The organism is Tenacibaculum sp. ZH5_bin.1, from assembly GCF_042865525.1.
Lineage (GTDB): Bacteria > Bacteroidota > Bacteroidia > Flavobacteriales > Flavobacteriaceae > Polaribacter > Polaribacter mesophilus.
In genome coordinates this window covers 298,031-311,689 of sequence record NZ_JBEGIO010000001.1, presented here as the reverse complement: position 1 = coordinate 311,689, position 13,659 = coordinate 298,031, and the positions used below count along the sequence as shown (strand labels likewise).

Genomic DNA, 13,659 nt, shown 5'->3' with positions numbered 1-13,659 from the left:
TTCTACCCCAAATTATGTGTAAATTGTGAAAAAACGTTATTACAAAATGAAACACTTCTCTGTGTTATTTGTAAAAACGACTTGCCAATTATAGACGATAATAAGCATATAAATGTTACATTAATGTCAAATTTTTATGGGAAAGTACCAATACAAGCAGTACATTCTTTTCTTTTTTACAGGAAGAAAGGAGTTACCCAAAAATTGATCCATCAATTAAAGTATAAAAATCAGCCAGAAATTGGAATATTTATTGCTGACTGGTTTGGAGAACGATTAAAAACATTAAATACTTTTATAGATATAGACTATATTATTCCAGTACCATTACATTTAAAAAAGCTTAAAAGTAGAGGATATAATCAAGTAACCATGTTTGGAAAACGATTAAGTGATATTTTGAATGTAGAGTATAAGCCAGATATTCTTATAAGAACTTCCAAAACTAAAACGCAAACATTAAAACAACGATTTGAACGGTTTTCTAATAACAAAACAAAGTTTAAACTTGTTGATACAACACTTTTTGAAAATAAACATATTTTACTTATTGATGATGTTATTACAACAGGAGCAACATTAGAAGCTTGTGCAAACGAACTTTTAAAAACGCAAAACATAAAGATAAGTGTTGCTACAATGGCGTATACACAAAAAGACTAATATCATTCCATCTTAATTTACTACTTTTGAAAATGGATTTTAAACCAATAATTTGTGAAAAATAAACACTTTATTTTAGTAACTCTTTTCGCTTTTTTAATAAGTAGTTGTGCACGTAAAGGACGACCAGAAGGAGGTCCAAAGGATGAAACCGCACCAATAATGGTTACTGCAAATCCTCCTTATGAAACTATTCATTTTAAAGATGATAACATTCGTATTTATTTTGATGAGTATATTGTTTTAAAAGACCTACAAAAACAGTTGGTAGTTTCTCCGCCAATGAAAAATCCACCGTTAATTACACCACAAGGAACACCAAGTAAGTATATTAATATTAAAATATTAGACACGTTACAGAAAAATACCACCTATACTTTTAACTTTGGAAATGCAGTTCAAGATAACAACGAAAACAACAAGTTAGAGAGCTTTAAGTATGTGTTTTCAACAGGAGACTATATTGATTCTTTAAAAATTAAAGGTGCAGTAGCTGATGCTTTTGATAAAAAAGAGGTGAAAGAAGTTAGTGTTTTGTTATATAAGATTGATAGTACCTACAACGATTCTATTGTTTTTAAGAAAAAGCCAAATTATGTAACAAGCACGCTAGATTCTACAAATTTTGAGTTTAGTAATTTACGTGAAGGAAAATATTTAATGCTAGCATTAAAAGAGCCTTCAAGTGATTATATTTTTAATAGTAGAACAGATAAAATTGGTTTTGTAGTAGATACAATTACGTTACCAAAAGATACTTTGCTAAATAAACCTATTCGTTTTTTTAAAGAAATTCAGCCATATGAGTTTAAAAGAGGAAAAGAAGTAACAAAAGGAAAAATTCAGTTTGGTTTTGAAGGGAAGCAGGAAGATATGAGTATTGAACTGTTATCGGAAGTTCCGCAAGATTACAAGTCGTTTACTCAGTTTGAGGAAGATAAAGATACACTCAATTATTGGTATACACCTGTAGAGAGAGATTCATTGAATTTTATAGTAAATAATCAGAATTTTAAAGATACTGTTACAGTGTTTTTAAGAAAAAAGAAAATTGACTCTTTATCTGTGTCATCTAGTGTAAGTGGAGTTCTTAACCTGAAAGATACTATGTTTATTAAAACAAATAATCCAATTGTTTCTTTTGATAAATCGAAGTTTTCATTGATAGATAAAGATACTGTTGATGTACCTTTTGAATTGCAAAAGCAGTCGATTAATAAACTAGCTGTATTGTTTGAAAAGAAACCTAAATATGGATACATTTTTAAAGGCTTACCTAAAGGAATAACTGATGTTTTTGAAACTACAAACGATACGTTAGATTATAAATTCACAACGCGTACTGTGGAAGATTATGGAAGTATTGTTTTGGATGTTAAAAACGAAACAGAATATCCTGTTATTATTGAATTATTAAGTCAAGATAAGGTTGTAGAAAAAAGGTATCTTACTTCTTCTAAAAAGATAGAATTTATCTTACTAGAACCTAAGGAATATAGTGTTAGAGCTATAGTTGATGAAAATAATAATCGTATGTGGGATACTGGAAATTTCTTATTAAGAAAAGAGCCAGAGCAAATTATCTATTTAGAAACTGTATTTAAACTAAGGGCTAATTGGATACAAAACGAAACATTTGTAATAAAATAGATAATATCATCTTGAAAGAGTAAAGAAACCGAATAGAGAAGCAATTAGTTTCTTCATTCGGTTTCTTATTTACATTATATTTACTGTTTCTAGAAAATATTACTGTTTTTACAACAATTCTTCACAATAAAAACCATGATGTTGTATTGCTTTTAAAATGGCATCAGCTTTAATCATTTGAGTCTCTACCCGAAGAATATTATCGCAATCTTCTAAGTCAAAATTCCAGCGGTCATTTTTGGTAATCAAACGATTTAAAGTAGGTTGAACAATTTTAATTTCATTGTTTTTTGTAATGGATGTCTTAAATACCAAAACTGTTTTCATTTTAGTTTGATTAACGTTCATAAAAATATGGAGGTTCAATATCTAAAGCGCGCAAATACACATAGGCTTGTCCGCGATGATGGATTTCATTGTCAATAAAATAGAATATTGATGACCAAACAGTACCTTCATATTGACCAAAGATTTTAATGTTTTGTTGAAACTGCTCTGGTTTTATCTTAGCCCAATAAGTGTTTATTTCGTCAGTAGCCTTGTCCCAGAGTTCAATAATTTTTGCTTTTTTGTTACCGTGGTCAACCCTTTCAATTAATTCTTGAATTTCTCCAGTAGCAATTTCTTTAATACCAGGTCCAGCTATACCTAAAAGTTCCATAACCATATCAGCAAAAGTACGCATACCTCCTATAGAGTAATTAAAAAAGGCTTCCTCAGGAAAAGCTTCAATAGTTCTTCGGGTTAAACCTCGATGCCCTTGCCAATGTGCTAATAACTCAGAAGGTGTAATTACTTGTTCTAATAATGTGCTTGTTTTTGATTCCATAATTGTAATTTTTATTATTTGAAATCAAAATTAATATGGGGTGGTGACAGCTTTATGTCAGTAGAAAAAAAATAAATCTTAAAAAGACTATTGACAAGCGGTTGTCACTTACTGTATGTTACTTTGTATAAAGTATAGTTATTATGTTGAAGCTAAAATTTAAAAAATACTTCAGCCTGAAATCCTATCTTTGGGAAATATGTTATAGCATTATGAGTTTAGACACGGTAAAACGTTTTGATAGAATTGTGGCAGTACTTATTCAGTTACAATCTAAACGTATAGTAAAAGCACAAGAATTGGCTGATAGATTTGAGGTGAGCCTACGTACTATTTATCGTGATATACGAACCCTTGAAGCATCAGGTGTGCCCATAATAAGTGAGGCTGGTGTTGGTTATTCTATTATGGAAGGGTACCGTTTGCCTCCTGTTATGTTTACTAGAGAAGAAGTAGGAAGTTTTGTGGCTGCCGAAAAACTAATGCAGAAGTTTGTAGATAAATCATTAGGAAATTATTATGAGTCTGCTATGATGAAGTTAAAATCAGTGTTGCGTGGTCGTGAAAAAGATTGGATTTCTGCCTTAGAATCACAAATATTAGTGGACCCTACAAATAAATTGTTCAACGATAGTTTACCAAATGCACTTGAAACCTTGTTTGAAAGTATTGCTGAAAAAAGGCAGGTATTTTTAAAATATCAGGCGGTAAATAGAGAAACACCTTCTGAACGTTTTGTGGAACCTGTGGGTATTTATCACGAATCAGGATTTTGGTATGTATTGGCTTTTTGCCATTTAAGAAGTGACTACAGGCAATTTAGAACCGATAGAATGTTAGCAATAAAATCAACTCAACATAGTTTTACTAGAGAACACATTACGTTAGATGAATACCGTAGTCAGTATGAAAATATACCAAAAACAAAAGTTGTTATTTCCGTTGATAAAAGTGTGGTGCGATATATTAACAATAGTAAAATGCAACACGGTTTTGTCTCTGAAAAAGTAAAAGGAAACCAAGTGGAAATGACATTCATGACATCTTATGTTGAACACAGTTTTTCAAGATGGTATATTGTGTTTTCAGATTATGCTAAAATCATTGAACCTGAAAGTTTAAAACTTCAGGTAAAAGAGATTTTAGCAAAGGCAATTACTAAACTTTAATGCGCCTCTAACCAGTTTGCTCCTGTATCTATTTCAACATCTAACGGAACGCTCATTTTAAAGGCGTTTTCCATTTCCTGTTTAATAATCGGTTTAATAATATCTAATTCATCTTTATGAGCATCAAAAACCAATTCATCGTGTACTTGTAGTAACATTTTCGACTTGAAGTTTTCTTGCTCAAATCGCTTGTAAATATTAATCATGGCAAGTTTAATGATGTCGGCAGCAGAACCCTGAATAGGAGCGTTTACCGCATTCCTTTCTGCAGCACCACGAACAATAGCATTACGAGAATTGATGTCTTTTAAATAACGGCGACGATGTAAAACAGTTTCCACATATCCGTGTTCACGAGCAAAATCTACCTGCTTAGAAATATAATTTCGTAGTTTCGGATAGGTTGCATAATAGGTGTCAATCAACTCTTTTGCTTCTTTACGAGATAAATCGGTTTGATTACTCAATCCGAAAGCAGAAACTCCATAAATAATTCCGAAGTTTACAGTTTTAGCATTGCTACGTTGCTCGCGGGTTACTTCCTCAATAGGAACATTAAATACTTTTGCAGCAGTAGAAGCGTGAATGTCTTCACCATGTTGAAAGGCTTTAATCATGGTTTCTTCCTCACTTAAAGCAGCGATAATTCGTAATTCAATTTGACTGTAATCAGCCGCTAGCAATACATAGTCTTCATTTCTCGGAATAAAAGCTTTACGTACTTCTTGTCCACGTTTTGTACGGATTGGGATATTCTGTAAGTTCGGGTTGTTAGAACTTAAGCGTCCTGTAGCTGCTACAGCCTGAGCGTATACGGTATGTACTCTTCCTGTTTTAGGGTTGATTTCATTAGGAAGTGCATCAACGTAGGTACTTTGTAATTTTTTATACTGACGATATTCTAGAATATCAGCAACTATTTGATGGTCTTTAGCTAAATAAGAAAGCACATCTTCTGCTGTAGAATATTGACCTGTTTTAGTCTTTTTAGGCTTGTCAACTAGTTTTAGCTTATCAAACAAGATAGGACCTAATTGTTTAGGTGATGCAATGTTAAATTCTTCACCGGCTTGTTCGTATATGTTTTGCTCAAGTTGTGAGATGTCTTTAGATAAGGCTTTCGAAAGTGTTTTTAAGAAGTCAGTATCTAAATTAATACCTTCAATTTCCATAGCTGTTAATACAGAAACTAATGGTGTTTCTACTTCGTTGAATAACTTGGTAACATTGCCACTTTCCAACTCTTTAGAAAAGTGCTCTTTTAATTGATAGGTGATGTCTGCATCTTCAACTGCATATTCGGTTTGTTTTGGTAACTCAACTTGTCGCATTGAAAGTTGATTTTTACCTTTTTTACCAATCAATTCTGTAATAGAAACAGGTTGGTAATTTAAGTAGGTTTCAGCAAGTACATCCATATTATGACGCATATCAGGATTGATAAGGTAATGCGCAATCATGGTATCAAACAACTTCCCTTTTACAGGCATGTTGTAATTTGATAATACTTTGATATCGTATTTTAAATTATGACCAATTTTCTCAATGATTTCAGCTTCAAAAAATGGACGAAATTCTTCTAAGATAACTTTTGTTTGTTCTTGATCTTCTGGAAATGAAACATAATAGCCTTTACCAGCTTCCCATGAAAAAGCAATTCCAATTAGCTCAACTTCTAAGGCTTTTAATCCAGTTGTTTCAGTATCAAAACACACAGAATTTTGTTGCATTAATTTCTCTAACAATAATTTTCTTGAAAGAGGTGTTTCTATTAATTGATAGAAATGATTCGTATTTTCAATGGTTTTAAAACCGTTAATATTTGTGTCTTTAGTAGCGCTTCCACTACCAGGAGTTGCAAATAAATCAAATTGACCTGCAGCACTAGTCTTTGTTGTTTTAGGTATTTCTACTGCAGCAGTAGTTTCTTCAGAAGGAGCAAATGTTTTTAAGAAGTTTTCCGTTAAACGACGAAATTCTAATTCAGTAAAAATTTCTTTGGTAGCTTCAACATTGGGTTGCTCAAAAACCAATTTATCCAATTCTAACTCAACAGGAACATCTAGCATAATGGTTGCTAGTTTTTTAGAAAGCAAGCCTAATTCTTGATTAGCTTCTACCTTTTCTTTCATTTTTCCTTTTAACTCATGGATGTTTTCAAACAAACCTTCCATACTACCATAAGCAGCAAGAAATTTCTTGGCTGTTTTTTCACCAACACCAGGTAATCCAGGGATATTATCAACAGAATCCCCCATCATTCCTAAAAAGTCAATTACTTGTAACGGGTTTTCCACACCAAACTTAGTTTTCACTTCTTCAACACCCCACTTTTCATATCCATTTCCCATACGAGGTGGGCGGTACATAAAAATATTATCAGAAACCAGTTGAGCAAAATCTTTATCAGGCGTTACCATGTAAGTGTGTAGTCCTTCTTTCTCAGCTTTTTTAGCCAGCGTACCAATAATATCATCGGCTTCGTACCCTTCTTTTACAATGGCAGGTATGTTCATGGCTCCTAATATTTTTTCAATGTAAGGAACAGCTAAACGAATGGCTTCAGGTGTTTCTTGTCGGTTTGCTTTATAATCTTCAAAAGCTTCAACGCGGTCAGTACTTCCTCCTTTGTCGAAACAAACGGCTAAATAATCTGGCTTTTCACGCTTTATTACATCTAGTAAAGAGTTGGTAAACCCCATAATAGCTGAGGTGTCTAACCCTTTAGAGTTGATACGTGGGTTTTTAATAAAGGCATAATATCCTCTAAAAATTAAAGCATACGCGTCGAGTAAAAAAAGTCGTTTTTGATTTGCCATGTTAAGTCTTAAGCCTATTGAAATAAAATGTTGATATCGATTTGTTTACAGAAAAAGTAGAAAAACTATCGTTTCTATGAACTTTGGAGGTAAAGCTACAAAACTTTAACAAGATGTTAAAAATCAATTTTAAGAATCGCAGTATCTTTGTTTCTCCTTAAAAATGAAATAGATGTCTCGTTGGTTAGTAACAGTTATTATAATATCCGCAATAATTATTGTATTTGAAGCATATGCTTTTCAAGCAATAAAAACACTTACAAGAAGTAAAATTATTCGTTATGGATGGTTGTTAATTGGGGTATTAGCTTACATACACTTTTTTTATGTAATTTTTGGTTACGATAGAAGCTCTGGACAAACAAGAGAGTTTCAATGGGCAATGGGGATGCTTTTACTTGTTTTAGTTCCTAAGGTGGTGATTTTTTTATTAATGTTTGGAGAAGATGTGGTTAGATGGTCTCAAAAAGGAATCTCATTTTTGTTTAAAGAAGAAACCAAAGACTTGGTTGGTAGAAGAGCTTTCATATCAAAACTAGCTTTAGGACTGGCAGCACTACCGTTTGCAAGTATGTTGTATGGTATTTTTAAAGGAAAATACAATTACAAAGTGCTTAAATACCAGTTAAGTTTTAAAGACTTACCAGAAGCTTTTGATGGTTTTACCATATCTCACATTACCGATATTCACTCAGGAAGTTTTGATAATAAAGAAAAAATTAAATATGGAGTAGATTTAATTAACGAGCAAAAATCTGATATGATTTTATTTACGGGAGATATTGTAAATAATTTTGCACACGAAATGGATGATTGGATTTCTGTTTTTTCAAAGTTAGAGGCACCTGTTGGAAAATACTCAGTATTAGGTAATCATGATTATGGAGATTATTCTGATTGGAAAACACCAGAAGATAAAAAAGCAAATTTCAAAGCAGTAAAAGATATTCATCCAAAAATAGGATTTGAATTATTATTAAATGAGCATAAATACATTGAAAAAGACGGACAAAAAATAGCATTGATTGGAGTAGAGAACTGGGGAAAGGGCTTTAATAAAGCAGGAGATCTTAAAAAAGCATCAGAAGGGGTAAGTAAAGATGATTTTAAAATTTTACTGTCCCACGACCCAAGTCATTGGGAATATAAAATAAAACAAGACGATTTTAATTATCATTTAACTTTAAGCGGACATACGCATGGTTTACAATTTGGGATTGAAATTCCTGGTTGGATAAAATGGAGCCCATCAAAATATGTTTATAAACAATGGGCAGGGTTATATAAAGAGTTTAATAGGTATATTAATGTGAATAGAGGGTTTGGTTACCATGCCTTTCCTGGTAGAGTAGGGATTTGGCCTGAAATTACCGTAATTGAGCTAAAAAAAGCTTGATTTTTCAGTATTTTTAAGATTATCATAATAATTACCTAACAAAAAATTAGTAATTTTAGGCACTTTACTGATAAAACTTATGCAAAAGATGACAAAGTTTGGTGAAATTATAAGCATTAACAAACCTGTGTTAATCGATTTTTATGCAGATTGGAGTGAACTAGAACCTAGTTTAGATACACTTCGTGATGTAGCTGCTGCATTAGGAGACAAAGCCAAGGTGATTAAAATAGATATTAACAAGAATGAAATTCTTGCAGATGCCTTACGTGTTAAAGGAAATCCAACTTTTATGATTTATAAAAATGGAGAGATGAAATGGCGCCAAACTGGAGAGCAAGACGCTAATACGTTAATAGGCTTAGTTCAGCAGTTTGTTTAAGAAATTGCCTTAAACTTATAACCTTGTAACGAAAATTCTTCTAGAACTTTTGGAAGCACATAATATAACTTGTCGCTAGCCTTTATACTATCGTGAAAAACGATAATACTCCCATTTTCTACATTTCTGAGTACATTTTGTAAACATTTTTCTTTAGTAATAGTCGGGTCAAAATCTGCTGACAATACATCCCACATAATAATTTTATAACCATTGGCAAGAAGTTGTTTGGCTTGTTTTCTTTTTATTTTTCCGTAAGGAGGGCGAAATAGTTTTGTTTTTTGATGCGATAATAAGTTTTCGCATTTGTTTATGTTGTTAATGTAAGTTGTATTGCTGTTTTTCCAGCCGTTTAAATGATTAAAAGTGTGGTTTCCTACCGAATGTCCTTCATTAACAATTCTTGAAAAAACAGCGGGGTATTTTCGAATATTATCACCAATACAAAAAAAAGTAGCTTTTGCATTGAATTGGTGAAGTTGGTCAAGTACAAATTCTGTTACTTCTGGAATAGGTCCATCATCAAAGGTTAGAAATATTTCTTTTTGAGTAGAAAAAAAAGACCACGTATATTTAGCGAATAAACGTTTAAGTATACGTGGTGTCTTTATAAAATAGAACCTCATTAAATTAAGGTTTAATAGTATCGAGTTCTTGCGGAAGCTCAGGTTCTTCTTCAGGCATTAAATGACTAAATAGACGAGCATGTGTTATATAATCTTCAAAAAACTTTTTACCATAATCTTCATCTTTGTCATATCGAGTAATTTGCTGAACTAAGTTTTGATACATGTACAGAGTTGTTTCTAAATTATCGATGATTAAATCAATGTCCTGAGTATTAAATGTGCTATAATACTTTAACTTCTGTTGGAAAATATCAGCTAAGGTTTCGGCAGTTTCTCTAGCTTTATTAATATCACCAATACGATAATACAATTCTGGATAGCCTAAAGAGAAATTGTAGTGATCAAAATCTTTAATAGGCATTTTGTGTAACGATAAATCTAACACGTCTTTTGCATTTACAGAATCTCCTTTTTGTAAGAATTCTTCAGATAAACGAATTAAGTTATTACGTAATGAAATTGCGTTACGCTTACTTTGCTCATCTAGGTATATTTCTCCGTTATTGATTGTTTTCCAATCCCATTTTTTAACATTGTTATACATTTTTTCAGGATCTATGCGTCCCATGTCAAAAATTGTTCTCCCTTTATTAGATGTTTTTATAGGTACTAATTTGTACGCCATTCCATCTAATTGTAAGTAATCTTTTAGCCAAATGTATTCTTCATCAGCATTTGCACCACCAGTAAAGTAAATAGGTCGCTTCCAGTCGAAATTATTTAAAATGTCTAGCATTAAAAGTCTTGCTTTTGATAAACCTCTATCATCAACAGTAATGTCAATATAATCTACCATTTTATCAGCATCTTTTTGTGCTACTAATCCAGTTTTTAAAGCATTTTCTTTGTTAACAGGAATACGAATTCTGTTGGTTGGATAAAATTTTTCCTTAGCGCCATCTCCTGCGTCTAAATAAGTAGCATCATTATCACTAGCTATCCAACGCATGAAATCTTTTATATTAAGTAAAGAATCTTTTAACTGTGGAAGTGGGTAGTAGTATGCCATATCCAAGGTTCCATACTTGTACTGATCGTGTGTTAACTGTGATGGAATAGGCTCAGCATCGTAGGTTTTCTTTTTCATTTGATCGATGTACCAATCTGTTTGAAAAAGACTTGTATTTACTATTTTAATATCTCTACGTACACCTTCTACTTGCTGCATATACCAAAGAGGAAACGTATCGTTGTCTCCAATAGTAAAGATAATCGCATTCGGGTCACAACTTTCTAGATAGGTTTGTGCATTTAGTTGTGCTAAATAACGGTCAGCTCTATCGTGATCATCCCAATTTTGGAAGCCCATTAAAGCAGGAACAGCTAGTAATGATACTACTGAAACAGCAATAGCAATTACCTTTTTAGGAGCATACTTTTTAAAGTAATCATAAAGGGCAAGTACTCCAAAACCAATCCAAATAGCAAAGACATAAAAGGAACCAACTACCGCATAATCACGTTCACGAGGTTCAAAAGGTTTAGGGTTGGTGTAAAATATAATAGCTAATCCTGTGAATAAAAAGAACAGTGTTAGCACATAAAAATTCTTCTTATCTCTATTGAGTTGATATAACAAGCCAATAAGCCCTAAAATAAAAGGCAAAAAGAAGTAGGTGTTACGTCCCTTATTGTTTTTAACATCATCTGGTAAATTTTGTTGAGAGCCTAAGCGAGCTTCATCAATAAAATTAATACCGCTTAACCAGTTTCCATTTTCAATGTCTAAATGTCCTTGAATATCGTTTTGGCGACCTACAAAATTCCACATAAAATAACGCCCGTACATATATCCAAATTGAAAATCAACCATGAATTTTATGTTTTCTAAAAACGTTGGACGTCTTTTACTTCGAGCAGGAATTCCAGCAATACTTTTGTATTGTTGTTCAGAAGCAGGATTTACCATACGAGGAATAAACCCTTTGTGTTTACTTGAATAATTTGGAAGTACATTTTTGTATCTGTTTACAATAACATACTTACCATCTATTTTTTCGTACTTAGGTTTATCGTCTTTATAAGGATTATCGGCATCTTGTTCTCTATCATAAGCTACAGAATAGTAATTATCATAAAAAACATTTGCATCACCATATTGTTCACGGTTATAATATGCTAATAATTCGCGTGCACTTGATGGATTGTTCTCGTTAATAATGGTATCAGCATTCGCACGAATTGGTAACATTAACCAAGACGAGAAACCAATCATAATGAATAGTACTGAAAGCACTAAAGTATTTGCAGTAACTAAATTCTTTTTACGTGTATATTTTAATCCGTAAAAGAACAAACCGATTAAAACAATTCCAGCAATGATGGTTCCTGAGTTATAAGGCAATCCTACTTGGTTGATAAAAAATAGTTCAGCAACACTAAAGAATTTTAAAGTGAAAGGGAATAAAAACTTAAACACAAACGCTAAAACTAGTATTGCAACTAGCGTAGCAATTGCCGTTGTTTTTATGTTGATATCCTTATATGTTTTGAAGAAATATACCAAAACGATTGATGGAATTACTAATAAAGAAAGTATATGAACTCCAAAAGATAGTCCAACTACAAAGCTAATTAATACCAACCATTTATTTCCTCTAGGAGTATTTAATTCACTTTCCCATCGTAACCCTAACCAAAATAGTAGCGCCATTAAGAAAGAAGACATAGCATACACTTCCCCTTCAACAGCACTAAACCAAAAACTATCTGAAAAAGTATACGCTAAAGCACCTACTAATCCGCTTCCTAATACAGCAATAGCTTCATTATTACCTAACTTTCCATTTTTTATAGCCATTCTTCTAGCTAAATTGGTAATTGTCCAAAACATGAAAAGGATAGTAAAAGCACTTGCCAATCCAGACATAAAGTTGACCATTTTTGCCAACTGACTAGGATCACTAGTAAACATAGCGAAAAAAGCACCCAACATTTGAAATAAAGGAGCCCCAGGAGGGTGTCCAACTTCTAAATTTACAGCAGTTGCGATATATTCTCCACAATCCCATGAACTCACTGTGGGTTCAAGAGTTAAGGTATAAGTGATTAACGCTACTGCAAACGAAACCCATCCTAAAATGATGTTCCACTTTTTATAGTTAAACTCAGTCATAGTTTTTTGTCTAGATATAAAGTACGAATGTATTAATTACTAATGATTTTTTCGTTGAAAACAAAAATATAATTTTAACAGTTTCTCTAAAATAGCGACTTATATAAAGTTCTGTTAAATGAAATTTTTGAGGTTGAAAAAGAAGTGAACGAAAAAAAGTATAAAAAATTTGCTGAAATATAATTTTGTTTTATATTTGCACCCGCAATAAGCAATTGGCCTATGGTGTAATGGTAACACACCGGTTTTTGGTACCGATATTCAAGGTTCGAGTCCTTGTAGGCCAACAAAATCCTTACGAGTTTCGTGAGGATTTTTTTATAAAAAGTGTTTAATGATTTCTAAATATAAAACTTTGTTTTTATATTTGCACTGTAAACATTGGCCCATGGTGTAATGGTAACACACCGGTTTTTGGTACCGATATTCAAGGTTCGAGTCCTTGTGGGCCAACTAAAAAGTCTTAACTGAATAAGTTAAGGCTTTTTTTTGTGTTAACAGTTAACCAAATTTATAATGAGTATAATTGGGGTTGTTATTAATAAATTAAATTAAGGATTGCTATATGGTAAGTATTGAAAAGGTAAAAAAATACTCAATTGAAGAACTTATAGAGTATATATATAATAATAAAATAAGTAAAGATACATTTATCAATGCTTATGATAAAAGTTCTTTAACTATAAAAGAAGCAGAAAGTCTGCTTTATAATATTGATGTTTCTTACAAAAGAATTAATGAATCTTTAGAACTTGAATTGAAGCTTTTTTATGTACTAGTTCCTTTTGGTGTTATTAATATATTTCTTCATTCTCATAATTCAGATATTAAAAGATTTGAAACATTTAAGTTTAAAAGAAAAATTAGGCAATATTACCTTTATTCTTCAGTAGGTAGTATTGCTTACATAATAGGTGGAATACTTATAGGAATATTCTCTTAACCAAAAAAGCAAATAAAATACCTCAATAAAAATTATTAAACACTAATATAATTTTTATGTAACA

11 protein-coding genes and 2 tRNA genes are annotated in these 13,659 nt (G+C 31.9%); 8 read left to right on the top strand and 5 right to left on the bottom strand.

Features of this window, described 5'->3' with window-relative positions; genetic code table 11:
- Positions 1 to 123 precede the first annotated feature (123 nt).
- Positions 124 to 663 (top strand): ComF family protein, encoded by a 540-nt coding sequence (locus ABHQ57_RS01420; RefSeq protein ID WP_231128364.1) that lies wholly within the window; start codon positions 124 to 126, stop codon positions 661 to 663.
- A 54-nt stretch (positions 664 to 717) separates the two neighbouring features.
- Complete coding sequence (locus ABHQ57_RS01415; RefSeq protein WP_047788178.1) at positions 718 to 2,313, top strand: Ig-like domain-containing protein; 1,596 nt, start codon at positions 718 to 720, stop codon at positions 2,311 to 2,313.
- 108 nt (positions 2,314 to 2,421) lie between these two features.
- Here the strand turns inward: ABHQ57_RS01415 and ABHQ57_RS01410 are convergent, their stop codons facing one another.
- Complete coding sequence (locus ABHQ57_RS01410) at positions 2,422 to 2,661, bottom strand: hypothetical protein (protein WP_231128363.1); 240 nt, start codon at positions 2,659 to 2,661, stop codon at positions 2,422 to 2,424.
- Positions 2,651 to 3,142, bottom strand: a complete 492-nt coding sequence (locus tag ABHQ57_RS01405; RefSeq protein WP_167712532.1) for a DinB family protein — start codon at positions 3,140 to 3,142, stop codon at positions 2,651 to 2,653. The genes ABHQ57_RS01410 and ABHQ57_RS01405 overlap by 11 nt, the downstream gene beginning before the upstream one ends.
- A gap of 212 nt (positions 3,143 to 3,354) precedes the next feature.
- On the opposite strand from ABHQ57_RS01405, the gene ABHQ57_RS01400 reads away from it, so the two are divergent.
- On the top strand, positions 3,355 to 4,311 hold the full coding sequence (locus ABHQ57_RS01400) for a YafY family protein (protein ID WP_167712531.1): 957 nt from the start codon (positions 3,355 to 3,357) through the stop codon (positions 4,309 to 4,311).
- Here ABHQ57_RS01400 and polA read toward each other — a convergent pair.
- Positions 4,308 to 7,130 carry a DNA polymerase I gene (polA, locus tag ABHQ57_RS01395; protein ID WP_167712530.1) on the bottom strand — a complete coding sequence of 941 codons (2,823 nt, stop codon included), beginning with the start codon at positions 7,128 to 7,130 and terminating at the stop codon, positions 4,308 to 4,310. The genes ABHQ57_RS01400 and polA overlap by 4 nt on opposite strands.
- 172 nt (positions 7,131 to 7,302) lie before the next feature.
- On the opposite strand from polA, the gene ABHQ57_RS01390 reads away from it, so the two are divergent.
- Both ABHQ57_RS01390 and ABHQ57_RS01385 read left to right on the top strand, forming a co-directional pair.
- Positions 7,303 to 8,526, top strand: a complete 1,224-nt coding sequence (locus tag ABHQ57_RS01390) for a metallophosphoesterase (protein ID WP_073182443.1) — start codon at positions 7,303 to 7,305, stop codon at positions 8,524 to 8,526.
- Positions 8,527 to 8,614: 88 nt separating this feature from the next.
- The gene (locus ABHQ57_RS01385) at positions 8,615 to 8,908 is read left to right on the top strand and encodes a co-chaperone YbbN (RefSeq protein WP_047788184.1); all 294 of its coding nucleotides are present in this window, start codon (positions 8,615 to 8,617) and stop codon (positions 8,906 to 8,908) included.
- On the opposite strand, the gene ABHQ57_RS01380 is transcribed toward ABHQ57_RS01385, so the two are convergent.
- Together ABHQ57_RS01380 and ABHQ57_RS01375 are read right to left on the bottom strand one after the other, a co-directional pair.
- The gene (locus ABHQ57_RS01380; protein ID WP_167712529.1) at positions 8,905 to 9,534 is read right to left on the bottom strand and encodes a polysaccharide deacetylase family protein; all 630 of its coding nucleotides are present in this window, start codon (positions 9,532 to 9,534) and stop codon (positions 8,905 to 8,907) included. The two genes, ABHQ57_RS01385 and ABHQ57_RS01380, sit on opposite strands and share 4 nt — an antisense overlap.
- A gap of 4 nt (positions 9,535 to 9,538) precedes the next feature.
- Positions 9,539 to 12,652: a DUF2723 domain-containing protein gene (locus ABHQ57_RS01375; RefSeq protein ID WP_167712528.1), complete on the bottom strand. Its 3,114-nt coding sequence runs from the start codon at positions 12,650 to 12,652 to the stop codon at positions 9,539 to 9,541.
- Positions 12,653 to 12,868: 216 nt separating this feature from the next.
- On the opposite strand from ABHQ57_RS01375, the gene ABHQ57_RS01370 reads away from it, so the two are divergent.
- The 3 genes from ABHQ57_RS01370 to ABHQ57_RS01360 all read left to right on the top strand — a co-directional run bounded on the left by ABHQ57_RS01370 (position 12,869) and on the right by ABHQ57_RS01360 (position 13,595).
- A tRNA-Gln gene (locus tag ABHQ57_RS01370) sits at positions 12,869 to 12,939 on the top strand.
- 95 nt (positions 12,940 to 13,034) lie between these two features.
- Positions 13,035 to 13,105, top strand: a tRNA-Gln gene (locus tag ABHQ57_RS01365).
- Between the two features lie 112 nt (positions 13,106 to 13,217).
- Positions 13,218 to 13,595 carry a hypothetical protein gene (locus ABHQ57_RS01360; RefSeq protein WP_047788187.1) on the top strand — a complete coding sequence of 126 codons (378 nt, stop codon included), beginning with the start codon at positions 13,218 to 13,220 and terminating at the stop codon, positions 13,593 to 13,595.
- Positions 13,596 to 13,659 lie beyond the last annotated feature (64 nt).

Coding starts and splice junctions, on each gene's coding strand:
- ABHQ57_RS01420 (WP_231128364.1), top strand. CDS start 124: ATGTCAAATTTTTATGGGAAAGTACCAATACAAGCAGTACATTCTTTT.
- ABHQ57_RS01410 (WP_231128363.1), bottom strand. CDS start 2,661: ATGAACGTTAATCAAACTAAAATGAAAACAGTTTTGGTATTTAAGACA.
- ABHQ57_RS01405 (WP_167712532.1), bottom strand. CDS start 3,142: ATGGAATCAAAAACAAGCACATTATTAGAACAAGTAATTACACCTTCT.
- ABHQ57_RS01400 (WP_167712531.1), top strand. CDS start 3,355: ATGAGTTTAGACACGGTAAAACGTTTTGATAGAATTGTGGCAGTACTT.
- polA (WP_167712530.1), bottom strand. CDS start 7,130: ATGGCAAATCAAAAACGACTTTTTTTACTCGACGCGTATGCTTTAATT.
- ABHQ57_RS01390 (WP_073182443.1), top strand. CDS start 7,303: ATGTCTCGTTGGTTAGTAACAGTTATTATAATATCCGCAATAATTATT.
- ABHQ57_RS01385 (WP_047788184.1), top strand. CDS start 8,615: ATGACAAAGTTTGGTGAAATTATAAGCATTAACAAACCTGTGTTAATC.
- ABHQ57_RS01380 (WP_167712529.1), bottom strand. CDS start 9,534: ATGAGGTTCTATTTTATAAAGACACCACGTATACTTAAACGTTTATTC.
- ABHQ57_RS01375 (WP_167712528.1), bottom strand. CDS start 12,652: ATGACTGAGTTTAACTATAAAAAGTGGAACATCATTTTAGGATGGGTT.
- ABHQ57_RS01360 (WP_047788187.1), top strand. CDS start 13,218: ATGGTAAGTATTGAAAAGGTAAAAAAATACTCAATTGAAGAACTTATA.